Origin of the sequence: Tabrizicola sp., assembly GCF_030373185.1 — a bacterium.
In the GTDB taxonomy this organism is placed as follows: Bacteria; Pseudomonadota; Alphaproteobacteria; order Rhodobacterales; family Rhodobacteraceae; genus Tabrizicola.
This window is the reverse complement of record NZ_JAUCZH010000004.1, coordinates 112,777-131,608: the sequence shown is the minus strand read 5'-3', so window position 1 is coordinate 131,608 and position 18,832 is coordinate 112,777. Positions and strand designations below refer to the sequence as shown.

The following is an 18,832-nucleotide window of genomic DNA, read 5'->3' as shown; positions in this document are numbered from 1 at the left end:
GTTTGGCAAGAGGGGGGCTGAAACGGGGGGCGCTACAGCGTCAGGGTCAAATGCAGGAACCCGTCGTCCTGCCCGGTGCGCACATAGCCCGCCGCTGCAAACAGCGCGCAGGAGGGCGCGTTGGTTTCGTGAACCTCGGCCCGAAGGGTGGTCAGGTGCAGGCGGCGCGCCTCGGCCTCGGCGGCGGCAAGAAGGGCGGCCCCCAGACCCTGCGCCCGGGCGGCGGGGTCCAGCAGGATGCTGATAGTGGCCTCTCCGGGCAACTCGGCATCGTCAAGGCGAAGATGGCCGGCAGGCAGGGTCGTCTCGGCCATGTAGAGGCGGCGGGAGGGCGTGTTCAGGGCGCGGTTGAACCACAGCAGATGCGCGGCAAGCGGCGGAACCTCGGGCGAACGGAAGGCCCGCGTCGCGGCCAGACCCGCGCGCCAGTTCCACACGGTCTGGGCATCGTCCGGCACGGCGGCGCGCAGGCGCAGCGGCGGGGCGCACAACGCCCGCAACACGCGCGGCAGGCCACGCCCATCGCACAGGGCTGCCGCACGCGCCGACATATCGGCAAGCCGTTCGGCTGACAGTGCGGCAATCTCGGCGGCCAGTCGTGCGGGTAACGCGGGGTCGCCGGCCCGTCCGATCAGCCGTGCTGCCCGTGTCGCGACCAACGCCGCCGCGGCGGCTTCCTGATTGTCGGCCATCACCACCATAAGCGTGGGCAGGCCCAGCACGCAGCGCTCCCATGCGCTGCCGCCCACGCCGCCGATCGCCAGATCGGCCTCCGCCATCACTTGCGCCATATCGAGCGTATCGACCAGCAGCCGCGCCCCCCGGGCCTGCGCCAGCGCCCGCACCCGGCCAAGCGCCGGCGCTGCCGACCCCATCACCGCCGTCACCTGCACCCCATCGGGCAACGCCTGAAGCAACGTGCCCGTAACATCCGGTGCATCAATGCCGCCCATCGCAATCAGCACATGCCGCAACGGCCCCCCGCGCGCCGCAAGCGCGCCGGCGCGCAGGGCGGCAAACTCGGGGCGCAGCAGCGCATAGGCCGGGCCGATCAGGCGGCGGGTCCGGGGCGGCAGCAGTGCGTCATAATCACCCGCGCGCCGGCCAAGGTTCTGGTCCAGCAGAAGATCGCACTCATGCGCCCGGTCAGCCAGATCGTCGATCACCATCAGTCGAGCGGTAGGTGGCCGTGCCGCAACTTCCCATTCCCGGCCAAAGGCATAGTGATCGACGATCAGCCAGTCCCATACCGTTCCGGCCAGCGCCGCAGCAGTTTCAACTGCATCCCGCGCCGCCGGGACTCCGGCCCATGCGACGTGATCGGTGGCCGCTGCCGGGTCAAAGACTGCCGCGGGCGTGGGCAGCTCCAGCACCTTAAATCCCTCGGCTGCGACCCGTGAGATCATGTTGCCGGGCAGGTTTCGCATCACGAAGGCAACCTCTGCCCCCTGTTCCCGCAACGCCCGCGCAAGCGACAGACAGCGCACCACATGCCCGGTGCCGATGACGATCGAGGCATCGACGCGAAAGGCCAGCCGCAGGCTCATGAACAGGCCATTATCATGGGAAACAGCGCCTCGGCGCGGGTCCAATCCTCGGGTGTGTCGATGTCGACGACGCGCCATGATGGCAGTGCCACACCCCGCGCCCCGGGATCAAAGACCGGCGTGCCTGCCGCCCATGTGGCCGCGCGCGCCCAATAGAACTGGCCTGCATCATGCCATGCCTCCTCCAGATCCTGACTGCGGGTCTGCATGTGGTGGGGCTGAACCATCTCTACCGAGCCATCCGCCGCACGCCGCAGCGCGCGCTCTATCGGATATTCAAATCTTGTCACAGCCATCACGTGCCTTGCCCCAGCGACCAGCAAGGCCAGTCCTTCGGCGAGATCGTTTGCCTTCACGAAGGGGGCAGTAGCGTAAAGGCAGCATACCGGTGTGTCCCCCGTCAGATGCAGCGCCTCTACTGCATGGCCAATCACCGGCACCGTGGGTGTGTGATCATCCGACAAATCGGCAGGGCGCAGGAACGGAACTTCTGCCCCCTCGGCGCGCGCCACTTCGGCTATGTCGTCGTCATCCGTCGAGACGACGATCCGTTCGAACAACCCGGACCCGCGCGCCGCCGCGATCGGCCAGCCGATCATCGGGCGGCCATGAAAAAGGGCCACGTTCTTGCCCGGAATACGTTTGGAGCCGCCCCGCGCGGGGATCACGCACACGCTCATGCCAGAGCACCCGCCAGCACCTCGACCACCTTGTCCTGTTCTGCTTCGGTCAAGCCAAAGTAGACGGGGATGGAAATTGCCTCGCCATAGTAGGCCTCGGCCTGCGGGAACTGGCCGGGACCGAAACCCATTGCGCGGTAGTAAGGTTGAAGATGTACCGGTATATAATGCAGGTTCACCGCAACTCCACCCGCCCGCATGGTGTCAAACACATGCAGGTGTTTGTCCGCTGGCACCCGGATCACATAAAGATGCCAGCTTGAGTCCGCATCCATCGATTGCGCGGGACGCACCAGGTCTAGATTGGACAACAGCCTGTCATAGCGCGCGGCCAGCGCCCGCCTGCGCGCCACAAACGCGCCCAGACGGGTCATCTGGTTCAGTCCCAGAGCCGCCTGCATTTCGGTCATGCGGTAATTGTAGCCAAGGGAGATCTGCTGATAATACCATCCCCCGTCGGGCAACTGGTCCATTTCGGCCGGATCGCGGGTGATGCCATGGCTGCGGGCCAGTTGCATCTTGCGCGCCAGCAGCGGGTCTTGCGTGGTGGCCAGCCCACCCTCGGCGGTGGTAATGATCTTGACCGGGTGAAAGCTGAACACGCAGATGTCGGAATGGCGGCAATCGCCCACCGGATGACCCTGATAGGTGGCGCCGATCGCGTGACTGGCATCCTCGATCACCTTGACACCGTAGGCGCGGGCCAGCGCACCTATGGCTGCCATATCTGCCGACTGACCGCACAGATGCACCGGCACGATCACTTTGGGAAGGCGGCCTTTAACTGACGCCTTCTCAAGTTTTTCACGTAACGCACTGACATTCATCGTATATGTCTGCGGATCAATATCCACGAAGTCCACCGCAGCCCCACAGTAGAGCGCACAATTCGCACTTGCGACAAAGGTATTGGGTACCGTCCAAAGTACGTCACCTGGTCCCAGTTCAAGCGCCATGCAGGCGACGTGCAGTGCCGATGTGGCAGAGTTTACCGCCACGGCATGTGCCGCCCCGCACCAATCGGCAACCGCCGCCTCAAAGGCAGGAACTGCCGGTCCTTGCGTCAGGAAATCGGATCGCAGCACCGCGACGACTGCTGCGACATCTTCGTCCGAGATATCCTGACGGCCATAAGGTATCATCAGATCGCCCCAATCTTGGCCCGGTTCACCTCAATCCAGGCGGCAAGGTCGCTCCGTGACATCCACTGCGGGTTGGTGTCGGACGCATAGGTGAACCCTTCGGACACCTTGATGCCATCCTTGATTCTAACCGGCGTAGCCGACCAGTTGTGAATCGCAGGCAAGATCTTGAAATGTTCAGGATATTCATAGGTATGGGGCGCATCTTCGGCTCCGATCATCTGCTCGTGCAGTTTTTCACCGGGGCGGATGCCGACGAGATCCTGCCGCGCCCCGGGAGCCACCACCTCGGCGATCTCCGTGATCGTCATCGAGGGGATTTTCTTCACATAGATCTCACCGCCCTCCATATCGTCTAATGCGTGCCAGACCAGTTCGACGCCTTGTTCGAGACTGATCATGAACCGTGTCATGCGCGGATCGGTGATAGGCAGTACGCCGCTGTCCCGGATCGACAGAAAGAACGGGATCACTGATCCGCGCGACCCCATCACATTGCCGTAACGCACCACGGCGAACCGGGTTCCATGCTCGCCGCCATAGGAATTGGAGGCGACAAACAACTTGTCCGAGGCCAGCTTCGTGGCCCCATAGAGGTTGATCGGGCTGGATGCCTTGTCGGTAGACAGCGCCACCACCCGCTTGACGCCCATGTCGATGCAGGCGTCGATCAGGTTCATGGCGCCCATGACATTGGTCTTCACACATTCGAAGGGGTTGTATTCCGCTGTCGGCACGATTTTTGTCGCTGCCGCGTGTACCACATAGTCCACTCCGGTGAGGGCGCGATACAAACGCTCACGGTCGCGCACATCTCCGATGAAGAAACGCACGCGCTTGTCGTCACTGTAGAGCTTTGCCATCTCCCACTGTTTCATCTCGTCGCGCGACAAGATGATGATCTTCTTGGGACTGTAGTGCGCCAAGGTCATCGGCACAAAGGCGTGGCCGAACGAGCCGGTGCCACCGGTAACAAGGATGGTCGAGTTTTCAAGCATCGGAGCGCGGTATCCCCATGATCTGGGCAATTGCCCGTGGCGGCCCTCTGTATCCCCGATACAGGGGCCGATTTCAATGGCAGGGTCCGGTCAGCATAGGTTGCAGCCCGGCCAACGTTCGCGCGGCGGCGCCAGTCTGTTCGGAGGCGAAGGCCAGTGCTTGCCTGCCCATGGTGGCGCGCGCGGTCGCGTCCGCCAACAAGGCCAGAACCCGAGACTCCAGCGCGTCGGCGTCGGGCAGGCTGTTCATGGCACCAGCCCGCGTCGCCGGGATCACTGCAGATGCCACGCCATAGGTGGAGGGGCCCATTACCACAGGGCACCCCAAAGCCATCGGTTCCATTATATTGTGTCCGCCGTGATCGACCAGAGACGCACCGACGAACACAAGGTCCGCCATGGCATACCAGATGTTCATCTCTCCGGTCGAATCCCCGACCAGAACCTTTGCATCCGGCATCGGCCCGGCCACCTCGGCTCCCAAGGCAGTGCGCCGCACTACGGAAACGCCCGCCGCTGCCAGTCCTTCAGCCACCGAGGAAAAGCGTTGCGGGCTGCGTGGTGCCCAGATCACCCGCAGCCCTGGATCGGCGGCCAGAAGGCGCGTGATCATCGGCAAAAGGATCGGCTCTTCGTCCTTGACGGAAGAGGCGATCATTAGAACTCGCGCTGCACCGGTCCACCGCGCCCGCAGCGCCTTGCCCTGTTCAAGGTGGGATGGGTCAATCCACTGATCATATTTCATCTCACCCACCACCTCGATCCGTTCGGGTGGAACGCCGACGGTCAGATAACGGGCGCGATAGGCCGCGTCGCGCGTGTAGACCTGCGAGAAGAGCCGATAAAGCGCCATCAGATGCCGCCTCGCACCGCGCATTGCCCCCATCGAGCGGTCCAGCAGGTTGCCGTTGACCATTACCATCGGCACCCCCGCGCGCGTGGCCTCGATCATCATGGCCGGCCAGATCTCGACTTCCAGCACCAGACCCAGCTTCGGCCGCGCGCGCCGCAGAAACAACTGCACCGCCCAGAAGAGATCCAGCGGCATATAGCGGTGGGTGATCAGGGGTTGATCGGGAAACAGTCGCCAGCCCTCGGCCATTCCGGCGGGCGACAGGTGCGCAAGCAGCACCGGATGCCCCGCAGCCACCAGCTGCCGGATCAGCGGGCTGGCGGCCCGCGTCTCTCCCAGCGAGGCCGCGTAGATCCAGACCGCCCCTTGCGGCCCAACTGGTCCCAGGCCAAGCCGATGCGAAAGATGACGCAGATGCGCCGGCTCCCTGACCGCTCTGATTGCCAGAAAGAAAGCCAGAACCGGCAAGGCCAGATGCGCCAGAACCTGTATGCCAACATAAACAATCCGCGTGGTTCTTGGCAGCGCCGACGCGTTCACCTTGTGCTTCATGGACCCTCCGCTGCGGCCTTCTCTCTAGGGCAAGTCTACCCGGCCCTCAAGCTTGCGCCGCAAATGCGGGGCGAAGGACGCTACCTGCGGAACGGCCACAATCAAATCTTCTACCACCACACTTGCCATGCCATGACAGGACGCCCTCGCTGCGCCGGCCTTCCATGCTTGGGACCTGATAGTGGCTCGAAGCCATCGCTTCGAGTGCGCATGCGAGCAGGCCCTCGATCCCCTGGGCCGGGGCCGGCGATCGGGGCATCGATCAAAAGTCTGGAACCACAGATGTCGAAAAGAGTCTCGCCAACCTGTGGCGACTCAATCAGAAACTGGCCACGAAACAAGCCAGATGTGAAGGACGGAAGTGAGTTGCTCCCCAACACTTGGACAGATTTCCGGCTTGTCTTAGCTGCTACCTGCACCTGCTGATCGTTTCGGGTTGCGTTGAAGTTGACCACGTCGGCTGGTTGTTCGCCATGGACGGCGCGGGGCCGCAAGTGGTTGTAGAAGGTGATCCAGCGTCCGACGCCGGCCTTGGCCTCGGTTCCCCAAGCATGCAGATAGGCGCATTCATACTTGAGGGGGCGCCAGAGCCGCTCGATGAAGATGTTGTCGAGATACCGGGCTTTGCCGTCGGTCGAGATCTTGGTTTTGGCCCGCTTCAGTCTGTCGGTCCAGTAGACGGACGTGGTCTGCGACCCTTGGTCGGCATACATGATCTCGGGCGGGCGGAACTTGTGGATGGCCTCGATCTGCGCCTCGAGGCAGAAGTCGGCCTCTAGCGAGTTTGAATTGCGCCGGGCCAGCACCTTCCGGGTGAGCCAGTCCATGATGGCCACCAGACAGAGGAGCCCTTTGCGCATAGGCGAATAAGTGATGTCGGCGCACCAGAACTTGCTGGGGCGGTAGATCCGCAGCCCGTCTAGCAGATAGGGGTAGGTCTTGTGGCCCTTCGCGGGCTTGCTGGTGTCGGGCTTGCTGGTGTTGGGCTTTTGGTAAATCGGCATCAATCGCATCTGCCGCACGCCGTAAAACGGGGTTTCCAGGAAATGCTTGTCGATCGACAGCTCAGGTCGAGATTCATCACGGTTTCGCCCTGCGGCATGTAATGGAACGCCGACCGCGAGATCGACAGCAGGCGGCACTATGCCCCGACGGCGTGGGGTGGTTCCGTTCGATCATGCCCCGCCTGGCTTCCCGATCCACGGCTAGAGCTTTCGTGAAAAGAACACTAGCTACCGCCAGATCTCCGATCTTGGCATGCAGATCACGGAACGTGTCCTCGGCAATCTCAGTCGCTGCCTTGCCTCCGTGCTCACGGATGCCCGCAGTACCTTCCAGAAGTGCCTACTTCCATTGATGGATCATCGTCGGATGCACCTCGCAAGCGGTGGCCAATTCGGACGAGTTGCGTTCCCCCTTCAGTGCCTCTGACGCCGATCGAGCCTTGAATGCCGCATCGTGGTTCTTGCGTTTCGACATGTCTGTTCTCCTCGTTCTTGGAGGTCAGCAGACTTCAGATCGGAGCTTTCGGAACTGTCAAATTTCTTTGGGGGGATCACTCTGATGCCCCGCCTTTGCTCGGTGCAAGGCTGCAAGAAGGTCGCCCCCTCTTGCGCAAGTTGCCGCGGACTTAGCCCGATCCCGCTTCGATTGCCAGCGCAGGCGGTTGCCTTTGCGGCCATTCCGTCGCGCGGTGCCATGCCTGCCCGATCGCCAGCACCCCGGCATCATCGCCCGACCGGCCGATGATCTGCATGCCCATTGGCAACCCCTTGGGCCCAAACCCCACCGGCACCGAAAGCGCGGGCAGACCGATCAGGCTGGCGGGGACCACCACTTCCATCCAGCGGTGGTAGGTGTCCATGGGGCGTCCGGCAATCCGGTTGGGCCAGCGCCAGTCGGCGGGGAAGGGCCAGACCTGCGCGCTTGGCAGAACAAGCGCATCGAACCTGTCAAAGAGACGCGCCGCATGGGCATGCCAGCGGCTGCGTATCACGCTGGCCGCATGGACAGCTTGCGCCGAAAGGCCAAGTCCCTGTTCGATTTCCCACAAGCTTTCGGGCTTGGTCAGGGCACGTTTGACGGGATCCTCGGCCAGGGAGCGCTTCGCGCCTGCGTTCAGCATTGCCCGCAAGGTGGTCCAGGCGTGCCACAGCTTTTCGGCGGGGAAGGGTGGGGGCAGGGGCTCCACCACGGCCCCCATGTCTTCCAACAGGCGCAGGCCCGTTTCGCAGGCGTCAAGGATGCCCGGTTCCATCGGGTAGGCCCCGCCCCAATCGGCCAGCCAGCCGATCTTCAGGCCCCTTGCCCCCCGGTCCAGCCCGGACAGCAGGTCCGGCACAGGGCGGGGAAACGGCACCTCTGGGTTCTCGCCCGCCATGACAGTCAGAAATCGCGCCAGGTCCTCGACCGTGCGGGCCATGGGGCCATCCGTCGTCAGGGTGGCAAGGTAGGTGTCGCCTTCGGCATCACCTGGCACCAGCCCCCAGGTTGGGCGAAAGCCGTAGACATTGCAAAAGGCGGCGGGGTTGCGCAGAGACCCCATCATGTCGGACCCGTCCGCCAGCCAGAGCATCCTTGTCGCCAGCCCCGCGGCCGCCCCGCCTGAAGACCCTCCGGCGGAACGCGTCAGGTCATAGGGGTTGCGCGTCACGCCAAAGACCGGGTTGAAGCTGTGCGACCCTTGGCCCCATTCCGGCACATTGGTCTTGCCGGTGAAGATCGCCCCGGCGCCCCGCATCCGCGCGGCCAAAAGGTCATCCGCCATGGGCACATGGTCGGCATGGATCGGCGAGCCCCAGGTCGTCCGCAACCCCGCCGTCGCCACAACGTCCTTTACGGCAAGCGGAATACCATGCAGCCAACCCACCGGCGCCACGTCATCCAAGGCCCGTGCCCGGGCCATCAGCACATCAGGGTCCACCGTCGAGACAATGGCATTCACCGCGCCATTCACCGCGGCAACCCGTGCCAGATGGGTGGCCATCACTTCGGACGGCGCCACCTTGCGGCTGTGAATCGCATCGCTCAACCGTGTTGCCGACCACTCCAGCATGGCTTGCTCTTTTCCAAATACTCTTTGGGGGTGCGGGGGGCGAAGCGCCCCCGCTGCGCAGGGCGACGGCCCGCGCCAGCAAAGTGGAGGTGCCGGGGCCTTGGCCCCGGCACTCCGGTCAGCAGGCGATGGTCACTTTTGCAGTTCGGTCCAGATCGCGGTCATGTATTCCCGCGACGTTTCGCTGCAAACCGGCATGAAGACACCGGCGGCCTTGTGTTCTTCCGGGATCACCACCTCTGGCGCCGTTGCCATCTCGGGGTCCATGAAGGCTTCCGACCCACTCACCCCGTTCGCATAGCGGGCGAAGTTCGAGATCATCGCCGCGTTTTCCGGCTTCAGGATGAAGTCCATGAAGGCATAGGCTTCATCGACATTCTGCGCGTCCTTCAACAGCATCACGCTGTCCATCCAGAGCGTATAGCCCTCGCGCGGGTAGCCATAGGCCACGGTCGGCAGGTTCTGCCGGATCCGCATGGTCGATCCGTTCCAGTTGACCGAGGCCGCCCAGTCCTTGTTCGACATCTTCTCGGTCGCGCCATAGTCCATGGCGATCCAGTTCGGCTTGGCCGCAAGCAGGCCGTCGCGGACCTTCTTCAGCACTTCAAGGTCTTCGCTGCACGGCTGGCCACCGTAGTAAAGCGTGGCAAGGGTCACGATGTCGGTCATTTCCGGCACGACGTTGATCTTGCCCTTCAACTCATCCGGCACTTCCAGCCAGACGGCCGAGGTGTTGATGTCGCCGCCGTAGATCGCGGTATCCACCGCAACGCCCACTGTACCCCACTGCCACGGGATCGAGTTCGCGCGGCCCGGATCCCATTCGACACCGCGCCATTCGGGGGCGATGTTGGCGTGGTTCGGCAGGCGGGCAAGGTCCAGCGGTGTGGTCAGGCCCTTTTCGGTGAAGATCTGCACATAGTTGGCCGAAGGCACCACAAGGTCGAACCCATGGCCGCCAGCCTCGATCTTGGCCAGCGCCACGTCGTTGCTGTCATAGTCGGTCACGGTCACCGTGATCCCGGTTTCGGCCTTGAACTTCTCCAGAAGCTCGGGGCTGGTGTAGTTGCCCCAGTTGTAAAGCTGCAGCACGCCCTCGGCCGAAGCGAGGCCCGTCGTGGCCAGCAGAAGTGCGGTTGCCGTCATCAGTCTGTTCATCAGAGGTCTCCCGGTTGGTTGGTCTTTTCAGTCTTTCTTGCGCGTCAGAAGGAAGAACGCGGTCAGCAGCACCACGGTCACCGCCAGAAGCATGGTCGAGATCGCGTTGATCTCGGGCGTCAGCTGGCGGCGCAACTGGCCCAGCATGTAGGTGGGCAAGGTGTCCTGCCCGCCCGATTTCACGAACTCGGTAATCACCACGTCATCAAGGCTGATGACGAAGGCCAGCATAGCCCCGGCGATCATGCCGGGGGCCAGAAGTGGCAGCGTCACCCGGCGGAAGGTCTGCCAGGGCGTAGCATAAAGATCGGCCGCCGCCGTTTCCAGCGTCAGGTCCATGCCTTCCAGCCGGGCGCGGATCGGCAGATAGGCAAAGGGGATGCAGAAGGCCGAATGGGCCAGGATCAGATAGCCAAGCCCGTGGATGCCTGTTGCCTGCTTGATCAACCCGAACAGGATCATCAGCGCCACCGCAGTCACGATCTCTGGCACCATCAGGGGCTGGTTGATCATCACATAGATCGCCGTCTGGCCCTTGAAGGCCCGCCGCCGCGTGGTGCCAAGTGCCGCCATCGTGGCCACCGTGGTCGAGATCAGCGCCGCAAAGCTTGCGATGATCAGCGACCGCATGGTCGCGTCCTTGACCTGCGTATTGGCCCAGGCCTTTGCATACCAGTCCAGCGAGAACCCGCCCCAGACCGCAAGCGAGGTAGAGGCGTTGAAGGAATAGACCACCAGCGTGATGATCGGCAGGTAAAGCGCCAGAAAGACGATGATTGCCGTGGTGGCAAAGCCGGGCAGGCGGGCGACGTGGAAGCTGCGCTCAGCCATGGCCGGAAGACCCCTTGTTCGCGTAACGGACATAGACCAAGAGCGCGACCATCACGATCATCAGAAGCAGCATCGACAGTGCCGCACCCAGCGGCCAGTTCTTGCCTTGCAGGAATTGCAGCTCGATGAAATTGCCGATCATCATCTGCTTGCCACCGCCCAGCACGCGCGGCGTGACATAGGCCCCAAGCGACGGCACGAAGACAAGGATCGACCCCGCCACGATCCCCGGCTTGACGATCGGCAGGATCACCCGGCGCAGCACGCGCCAGCGACTGGCGTAAAGGTCATAGGCGGCTTCCAGCAGTTTCATGTCGAAGCGGTCGATGGCGGCAAACAGGGGCAGCACCATCAGCGGCAGATAAACATAGGTCATCCCGATGAAGATCGCCGTCGGGGTATACAGCACCTCGATCGGGGTGTCGGTGATGCCAAGACCCATGAGGACCGTGTTCATCAGCCCTTCCTTCCGCAAGACCTCGTTGATCGCATAGGTGCGGATCAGCAGGTTGGTCCAGAACGGAATGGTGATCAGAAACAGCCACAGCGCCCGTTCCTTGGGCGCACGCGTGGCAATGAACCATGCAGTCGGGAAGCCCACGACAAAGGTGAAGACCGTGGTCAGCAGCGACAGCCAGAGCGACCGCCAGAAGATCGACAGATGCGCATCGGCCAGCGCCCATTCGCCGGTAAAGATGTCCTTTGACCACAGGATTCCGACCCAGCCGCCGGTCGAGAATTCCCAGATCACATTGCCATGCTGGCCCGGGGTCAGGAAGGAATAGACCAGCACGATCAAAAGCGGCCCTGCCGCCGCAAAGGTCAGCACCACCAGCGCGGGCGTCGACAAAAGCCAGCCGTTGCGCGCCGAAGTCCTTACGGCATTTTCCTCGGCGGGGCTCATCAGTCCTCCACCCGCTGTGCTGCACCCGGGGCAAAGCCAATGCCGACCTCTTGCCCCTGCACCAACCCGCTTTCGCCATCGGCTGGGCTTTGCAGGCGGGCGACCACCTCGGTTCCGTCGGACAGGTGCAGGTGACAATGGGTGTCGGTCCCAAAATAGACCAGTGCCGCCACCCGGGCAGGGATTGCCCCGGGGTCAGAGACTGCCCCCAGCCGCAACTGTTCAGGCCGCAGGGTCACGGTAGCGGCGCGTCCGACATCGGCTGCCGACAGTCCAATCGAGATGAGGTCGCCAGTCGGCAGGCGCACGCCCCCGGCCTCGGCCGTGCCGGTCAGGAAATTCGTCTCGCCGATGAAGCTGGCGACAAAGCGGTTCTTCGGGCGGGTGTAGATATCCTTGGCGCTGCCCACCTGTTGCAGCTTGCCGTTCGACATCACGCCGATCCGGTCCGACATGGTCAGCGCTTCTTCCTGATCGTGGGTCACGAAGACGAAGGTGATGCCGGTTTCCAGTTGCAACCGCTTCAGCTCGATCTGCATTTCCTTGCGCAGCTTCAGATCGAGCGCCGAAAGGGGTTCGTCCAGCAGCAAGACTTTCGGCTGCGGTGCCAGCGCGCGCGCCAGTGCCACCCGCTGTTGCTGGCCGCCTGAAAGCTGTGACGTCTTGCGGCCTGCCAGCGCTTCCAGTTTGACCAGCGCCAGCATCCGTTCGGTCGTGGCGCGCACTTCGGCCGCAGGTTTGCCCAGCATTTCAAGACCAAAGGCCACGTTCTGCGCCACGGTCAGATGCGGAAACAGCGCATAGCTTTGAAACACCGTGTTCACCGGGCGGCGGTTTGGCGGCAGGGTGGTGATATCGGCCCCTTCCAGCAGGATCGTCCCGGCCGAGGGCATCTCGAACCCCGCGATCAGGCGCAGAAGCGTGGTCTTGCCACAGCCCGACGGCCCAAGAAGCGTGAAGAATTCCCCCCGCCGGATATCGACCGACACATCGTCCAGCGCCCGCATTTGCGAAGCACCCTGGCCAAAGACCTTCACGACATTTCGGGCAGAGATCGTCACCTCGTCGGCCACGGTCACACCCCCTTCATTTCCATTCATTTGATCATATTGGTCTGCCCGGTTGCCCTGTGACAAGCGATTCCTTCCCCGTCACCCTGCCATCGGCGCACGTTTTGCCGTCCAAGGGGAAGCCCGCTCAACTTCTGCGCACAAGGCGATGAGGGTTTCATCCTGCCCGAAGGCGGCGGCCAGATGGATGCCCATAGGCAGCCCGTCTGAAGACCAGCCCAGCGGCAGGCTGGCGGCGGGCTGGCCCGAGGCGTTGAACACCGCGCAAAACGGGGAATAGGCAAAGATGCCGCCCGGCCCGGTGCGGTAGGCGACATAGTCTTCCGTGTCATGGTTGAACCGGCCAACCTTGGCGGGCGGCTCGGCGAGGGTGGCGGTCAACAGGATGTCAGGCCCGCCACCGCCCTCGGGTTCGAAAAACCCGGCCATCTGGCGCCCGAATGCGTGGATGTCACCCACGGCTTCAAGGTAGCGCGTCGGGTGCAGCGTTTCAGCATGGGCGCATGCCCCGCGACCGACGCCTTCAACCAGATCATCGGACAGGGGGCGGCCCTTCAAGGCCGACCGGATGCCCAGTGCGGTGCCGACGGCGACGATATCGGTCCAGGCCCGCATCATGCCCGGCACATCGGCGCGGGGCCGGGACGGTTCAACGCTGTGGCCCAGCGCTTCCAGTAGCCGGCCCGCCGCGCGCACCGCTTCGGCCACCTCGGGGTGGATCGGCTCGCCGGTCAGGGTGGTTTCACAGATCGCCACCCGCAAACGCCGAGGCGGGCGGCTGATCGCGGCGGCATGGCCACGGGCCAGCGGCGGCGCCCAGTAAGGCGCGCCAAGGTCGGCGCCTTCACAGGCGTCCAGCATCACGGCGCTGTCGCGGACCGACCGGGTCAGGAACCCGTCAATCGCCATGCCCGCCCAGCCTTCGCCCGCGTAAGGGCCATCGGGCAGGCGCGCGCGCGTCGGCTTGAAGCCGAACAGCCCGCAAGAGGCGGCGGGGATCCGCACCGACCCCCCGCCATCCGACCCATGCGCGAAAGCCACGATGCCAGCGGCAACCGCCGCCCCCGCGCCGCCGGAAGACCCGCCCGGCGTATGGTCAAGGTTCCACGGGTTCCGGGTCGGGCCTCCATAGACGGCGGCCTCGGTCGCGGCACCGATCCCGCCTTCGGGGCTGGTCGTGCGCCCGAAGGTGACAACGCCCGTGGCCTTGATCCGCGTGAATATGCTGCTGTCGCCCCGGTATGTGGTGTTGGCCAGCAAGCGGCTGCCGTTGTGGCTGGGGAAATCCTTGGCCTCGACGCCAAGATCCTTGATCAGGAACGGCACCCCCCGGAATGGCCCCATCGGCAGACCGTCGGCAATTGATTGGCGCGCGACGTCCTCCTGCATCAGCACCACGGCGTTGATCGCGCCATTGCGTGCCTCGACAGCGGTCAGGGCCGCGTCCAGAAGTTCGGATGGGCTTGCATCGCCCTTTGCCACCAGCCCGGCAAGTTCGGTTGCATCCGCTGCGCCAAGATCACCGATCATTGCTGGTCTCTCCATTCATTCCGTCGCTTAGCCTGAAGCTTGGTCTTGCCGAGGTCATGCCTGCCTGCGGCGCTTCTTGTCGGTTTCAGGTCTTGTTGCCTGCGGTACGCCGGATCAGAAGCGGGCCAAGAATGGCACCCAGCGCCTCTGGCAACAAGGGCTTGGCGACAAAACCGTCCAGCCCTGCCGCCAGAACCGCCGCGCGCTGGTCTGCCATGGCGCCGGCGGTCATCGCCACGACCGGCACGGCCCGGCCCGGCCCGGCGCGCAGGCGGCGGAAGGTCTCGAACCCGTCCATTCCGGGCATCGCCATGTCCAGCAGCACAAGATCCACCGGGGTCTCGGCCACGATCCGCAGGGCCTCTGCCCCTCCTTCGGCTTCCATCGCATCTGCCCCCAACGATTGCACCAGACCAGAAGCGACCAGCCGGTTCGTCGCGATATCATCGACGATCAGGATGCAGCGCCCTGTCAGGTCCGGCATTGCCAATTCCGGAGGCGGTCCGGAAACCGGAGCCGAGAGTTCCAGCCGGAACACCGCACCTTTGGGCGTCGGGACATGGACCAGATCACCCCCCATCTGCCGTGCCAGGGTCCAGCTGATTGCGAGCCCCAACCCAAGTCCCGGCACGGCGTTTCCGCCCCGGCGGAACGGTTGGAAAAGATCTTCCGCCAAGGCTGCCGGGACGCCGGGGCCATCATCGGCAACCTCGATATCCAACTGCGTGCCATGGTGCCGGGCTGTTATTCGCACACAACTGCCGCCGGCATGTTTCAGCGCGTTGCCGATCAGGTTTGTCAGGCATTGGCGCAGGCGCTGGGCATCAAGCAGCACATGCGACGGCAGGTCTTCCGGCAAGATCAACGACAACTTGCTGCCGCCGCGTTCCGCTTCGGGCGCGAAGACCCCGACCGTGGTTTTCAACGCAAGCCTCAGGTCTGTCGGCCCCGGCAGGATCGCGACCCGCCCGTCGGTGATCGCCGAGAGGTCCAGCACATCGTCCAGCACCACCGCCAGCCCCCTTGCCGAGGTTACAATCGTCCGTAGCCTGTCTTGCGAGGTGCCGGTCGCCGCTGCCGCCTCGACCTCGCCCAGACCGATGATCGCATTCAGAGGGGTGCGCAGCTCGTGGCTCATCTGCGCCAGAAACAGGCTTTTGGCCGCGTCCGACGCCCGGGCGGCCGCTGCGCCTTCGGCACTGGCGCGATGGAGGGAATTGTTGGACCACATGGCGGTGAGGGCATAGGCGATCCCGCCAAGGCCGGCAGCCAGCGAAATTACCAGGCCGACCATGCTGTCGCGGTCGATCCAGTGCGCCAGATTGAAGCCCATGACGATCAATCCGACTGTCACCAATCCGGCAAGCCCGTAAGGCAGGTGGATCGAACGGACCGTGCTGAGCTGCAAAAGCGTCGTCATCGCCAGCCCGGCGGCAAGCGCCTTGGCATAGGGGTCGTCCGCCAGCCAGACCAACCCGGCCGCCGTAGCAATCACGGCTTCCATGATGATGACGGCGAGGATGCTTGCACGGTAGCGGCCCGGCATCTCCGCCGGGTCCAATCCGCGCAACAGCCTCAGCGCCGCGACTTCCGCCAAGATGTCGATCAGGACAAAGATTGCCATCACACTTGGATCGGTGAAAAGCGCGCAAAGGGCGTAAGCAAAGGAGGTCAGGATGATCCGCTGCCATTTCTCGCGTTCCAGAATTTCATACTGACGGGCGAGTTCGTCCCTGACCTTTTCCCGGTCGGTCAGGGTCAGGGCAGGGGACAGGGTCATCTCTCTGACACTCGGGCTGCTGCGGAGGGTGTTGCAGCTAGGACCGTCATCCCGTTCCCGGTCAAGGGGTTTCGCCAGCTTGCAGCGTCACCTCTTGCCGCAAAGCACCGTCGCGGCCGAAGATCAGGATCCTGTCATCGGTCGTGACCACGGCGACCCAGCCCGTGCCAAAGGTCACCGCGGCGGCCTTGACGCCTTCGGGCAGGGAAAGGTCTGTCGGCACATCCGGAGCTTGCGCGGAAAAAGCCTGCGGCATCCGGGTGACAATCAGCCCCACCACGGTTATGACACCGCCGATCATGGTAAGGGTCAGCACGATCACGAGCCATTTCAGCAGTCGCAGGCTGGGCGGCAAGGCCATGCTTTCGGGGCCATCTGGCGGGGCAATACCGGGCGAGGCGGGATCAGACATGGACGACCCTTTCGAGGACGACGAAGAAAGCGCGGGCGCCTTTGCGACCGGCGGCACCCTGACGGTGACCATCGGCGAAGATGCCCCCGCCCGTCTTGATAAGGCGCTTGCCGCCGCCGTGCCAGAGCAAGCGGCACTTTCCCGCTCGCGCCTGATGCGGATGATCGCAGATGGTGCGGTCAGCCGCGACGGGCAGGCCGTGACCGACCCCAAGGCGAAGGTGGCCGAGGGGCAGGTCTACCAGCTGCGCCTTGACCCTGCCATTGCGGTCGAGACGCTGGCCGAGGCCATTCCCCTGACCGTGATCTGGGAAGACGCCGACCTGATCGTGATCGACAAGCCTGCGGGCATGGTGGTGCATCCCGCGCCGGGGTCACCATCCGGCACGCTGGTCAATGCGCTTTTGCATCATTGCGGTGACACACTTTCCGGCATCGGCGGTGAACGGCGGCCGGGGATCGTTCACCGGATCGACAAGGACACGACCGGGCTTCTGGTGGTGGCGAAATCTGATCGCGCCCATCACGGCCTTGCCCGCCAGTTCGAGGATCACTCGGTCAACCGCCGCTATCTGGCGGTGGTGCATGGGGTGCCGCAAGCGGGCGATCCGCGCTTGCGCGGCTTGCGCGGGATCAGTTTTGAAGCCGGAGGCATCCTGCGCATTGCCACAGGCCTTGCCCGACACAAGACCGACCGCCAGCGGCAGGCCGTGGTCTGGGAAACCGGCCGACATGCCGTAACCCGCGCCCGGGTGGTCGAAGACTTTGCCGCTCAGGCCGCGCTGGTGGAATGTTGGCTGGAAACCGGGCGGACCCATCAGATCCGCGTGCATCTGGCCTATGCCGGGCATGGGCTGGTCGGTGATCAGACCTATGGCGGCAAGCGCAGATTGCCGGTCAAGGCCCTTGGCGCCGCCGCCGAGGCTGCCAACAGCTTTCCCCGCCAGGCGCTGCACGCGGCAACGCTTGGCTTTCTCCACCCCGTTTCGGGTCAGCGGCTGGAGTTCAGCGCAGACCTGCCAGAGGACATGGCCAGGCTTCTTGATGCCCTGCGAAAGGGCTAAGGCGCTGACGCACCGGGATCTGGCCCATGGCGCCGCGCTATCGGGAACCTTCCGGATGTTGCATCCCTTGGCGACCCTGCGACAGACATGGTGCGCGTTGCTCTCCGGTCGGGTTTTCCCGACAGCGGTCCGGGGGGAACCCTGACATTCGCGTGAGCAGAATGTCACAATGCTTCACATTCGGCTGTTCGATGGACATCTGGCATTAACAAGGTGGTGGTATTGCCTACTCTTGCGTGAGGCAGACCAGCGCCATAGATTACGCGATCTCTCGGGGGCGCAATCGCACCGGGGCAAATTGGGGGCACGACATGAGCACCTATACCAACCTTCCTGCACCCAGCCCGGAACAGGGGCTGAACCGCTACATGCAGGAAATCCGCAAGTTTCCGCTGCTGGAACCGGAAGAGGAATACATGCTGGCCAAGCGCTGGGTAGACCACCAGGACAGCGCAGCGGCCCACAAGATGGTGACCAGCCACCTGCGTCTCGCGGCCAAGATCGCCATGGGCTATCGCGGCTATGGTCTGCCGCAGGCGGAGGTGATTTCTGAAGCGAACGTTGGTCTGATGCAGGCAGTCAAACGCTTTGATCCCGAAAAGGGCTTTCGTTTGGCGACCTATGCGATGTGGTGGATCCGCGCCTCGATTCAGGAATATATCCTGCGGTCGTGGTCCTTGGTGAAACTTGGCACCACCTCGGCTCAGAAAAAGCTGTTCTTCAATCTGCGCAAGGCCAAGGCAAAGGTCGGCGCGCTGGAGGAAGGCGACCTGCGCCCGGAAAATGTGGCCCAGATCGCCAAGGATCTGTCCGTGACCGAGTCCGAGGTCATCGACATGAACCGCCGCCTGTCCGGGTCTGATGCCAGCCTGAACGCGACCGTGGGGTCTGATGGTGACGGATCGACCCAGTGGCAGGACTGGCTGGAGGATGAAGACAGCGATCAGGCCGGTGCCTATGCCGAGAAAGACGAAATGGACGCCCGGCGTGCGCTTCTGGTGCAGGCGATGGCGGTTCTGAACGACCGCGAAAAGGACGTGCTGATGCAGCGCCGACTTTCTGAAGACCCGGTCACGCTGGAAGAACTGTCGGAAAGTTATGGCGTCAGCCGTGAGCGTATCCGCCAGATCGAGGTGCGGGCTTTCGAAAAGCTGCAAGCCAGGATGCGCGAACTGGCCAAGGGCAAGGGCATGGTCGTCCCTGCCTGAGGGTGAAACCTCAGGGCCGTACAGCAGGGCCGTGCAATAGTGCCGGAGC

General features: G+C 63.7%; 17 protein-coding genes. 2 read left to right on the top strand and 15 right to left on the bottom strand.

The window, feature by feature from the left end:
- Positions 1 to 32: 32 nt before the first annotated feature.
- The 15 genes from pseG to QUV21_RS08815 all read right to left on the bottom strand — a co-directional run bounded on the left by pseG (position 33) and on the right by QUV21_RS08815 (position 16,512).
- Positions 33 to 1,547: a UDP-2,4-diacetamido-2,4,6-trideoxy-beta-L-altropyranose hydrolase gene (gene pseG / locus QUV21_RS08885; protein WP_300854308.1), complete on the bottom strand. Its 1,515-nt coding sequence runs from the start codon at positions 1,545 to 1,547 to the stop codon at positions 33 to 35.
- Positions 1,544 to 2,227, bottom strand: a complete 684-nt coding sequence (pseF, locus tag QUV21_RS08880) for a pseudaminic acid cytidylyltransferase (RefSeq protein WP_300854306.1) — start codon at positions 2,225 to 2,227, stop codon at positions 1,544 to 1,546. Before pseF ends, pseG begins: the two co-directional genes overlap by 4 nt.
- Complete coding sequence (pseC, locus tag QUV21_RS08875; RefSeq protein ID WP_300854304.1) at positions 2,224 to 3,369, bottom strand: UDP-4-amino-4,6-dideoxy-N-acetyl-beta-L-altrosamine transaminase; 1,146 nt, start codon at positions 3,367 to 3,369, stop codon at positions 2,224 to 2,226. Before pseC ends, pseF begins: the two co-directional genes overlap by 4 nt.
- Positions 3,369 to 4,367: a UDP-N-acetylglucosamine 4,6-dehydratase (inverting) gene (gene pseB, locus QUV21_RS08870; protein ID WP_300854302.1), complete on the bottom strand. Its 999-nt coding sequence runs from the start codon at positions 4,365 to 4,367 to the stop codon at positions 3,369 to 3,371. Before pseB ends, pseC begins: the two co-directional genes overlap by 1 nt.
- Positions 4,368 to 4,440: 73 nt before the next feature.
- Complete coding sequence (locus tag QUV21_RS08865) at positions 4,441 to 5,772, bottom strand: 3-deoxy-D-manno-octulosonic acid transferase (RefSeq protein WP_300854300.1); 1,332 nt, start codon at positions 5,770 to 5,772, stop codon at positions 4,441 to 4,443.
- Between the two features lie 110 nt (positions 5,773 to 5,882).
- On the bottom strand, positions 5,883 to 6,914 hold the full coding sequence (locus QUV21_RS08860) for a DDE-type integrase/transposase/recombinase (protein WP_300854299.1): 1,032 nt from the start codon (positions 6,912 to 6,914) through the stop codon (positions 5,883 to 5,885).
- A gap of 202 nt (positions 6,915 to 7,116) precedes the next feature.
- Positions 7,117 to 7,251 (bottom strand): hypothetical protein, encoded by a 135-nt coding sequence (locus QUV21_RS08855; protein ID WP_300854297.1) that lies wholly within the window; start codon positions 7,249 to 7,251, stop codon positions 7,117 to 7,119.
- 151 nt (positions 7,252 to 7,402) lie between these two features.
- The gene (locus QUV21_RS08850; RefSeq protein WP_300854296.1) at positions 7,403 to 8,827 is read right to left on the bottom strand and encodes an amidase; all 1,425 of its coding nucleotides are present in this window, start codon (positions 8,825 to 8,827) and stop codon (positions 7,403 to 7,405) included.
- Positions 8,828 to 8,959: 132 nt separating this feature from the next.
- Positions 8,960 to 9,985, bottom strand: coding sequence for an extracellular solute-binding protein (locus QUV21_RS08845; protein ID WP_300854295.1), 1,026 nt, complete (start codon positions 9,983 to 9,985; stop codon positions 8,960 to 8,962).
- 27 nt (positions 9,986 to 10,012) lie between these two features.
- Complete coding sequence (locus QUV21_RS08840) at positions 10,013 to 10,816, bottom strand: ABC transporter permease (RefSeq protein WP_300854294.1); 804 nt, start codon at positions 10,814 to 10,816, stop codon at positions 10,013 to 10,015.
- The gene (locus QUV21_RS08835) at positions 10,809 to 11,720 is read right to left on the bottom strand and encodes an ABC transporter permease (protein ID WP_300854293.1); all 912 of its coding nucleotides are present in this window, start codon (positions 11,718 to 11,720) and stop codon (positions 10,809 to 10,811) included. Before QUV21_RS08835 ends, QUV21_RS08840 begins: the two co-directional genes overlap by 8 nt.
- Positions 11,720 to 12,793 (bottom strand): ABC transporter ATP-binding protein, encoded by a 1,074-nt coding sequence (locus QUV21_RS08830; protein ID WP_300854888.1) that lies wholly within the window; start codon positions 12,791 to 12,793, stop codon positions 11,720 to 11,722. The genes QUV21_RS08835 and QUV21_RS08830 overlap by 1 nt, the downstream gene beginning before the upstream one ends.
- Before the next feature lie 78 nt (positions 12,794 to 12,871).
- Positions 12,872 to 14,320 (bottom strand): amidase family protein, encoded by a 1,449-nt coding sequence (locus QUV21_RS08825; protein WP_300854292.1) that lies wholly within the window; start codon positions 14,318 to 14,320, stop codon positions 12,872 to 12,874.
- Positions 14,321 to 14,405: 85 nt separating this feature from the next.
- Positions 14,406 to 16,100: a response regulator gene (locus QUV21_RS08820; protein WP_300854291.1), complete on the bottom strand. Its 1,695-nt coding sequence runs from the start codon at positions 16,098 to 16,100 to the stop codon at positions 14,406 to 14,408.
- A gap of 61 nt (positions 16,101 to 16,161) precedes the next feature.
- Positions 16,162 to 16,512 (bottom strand): DUF6476 family protein, encoded by a 351-nt coding sequence (locus QUV21_RS08815; protein WP_366907765.1) that lies wholly within the window; start codon positions 16,510 to 16,512, stop codon positions 16,162 to 16,164.
- Here QUV21_RS08815 and QUV21_RS08810 point away from each other — a divergent pair.
- Both QUV21_RS08810 and rpoH read left to right on the top strand, forming a co-directional pair.
- Complete coding sequence (locus tag QUV21_RS08810; RefSeq protein WP_300854290.1) at positions 16,511 to 17,575, top strand: RluA family pseudouridine synthase; 1,065 nt, start codon at positions 16,511 to 16,513, stop codon at positions 17,573 to 17,575. The two genes, QUV21_RS08815 and QUV21_RS08810, sit on opposite strands and share 2 nt — an antisense overlap.
- Positions 17,576 to 17,886: 311 nt before the next feature.
- Positions 17,887 to 18,783 (top strand): RNA polymerase sigma factor RpoH, encoded by an 897-nt coding sequence (gene rpoH / locus QUV21_RS08805; protein WP_300854289.1) that lies wholly within the window; start codon positions 17,887 to 17,889, stop codon positions 18,781 to 18,783.
- Positions 18,784 to 18,832 lie beyond the last annotated feature (49 nt).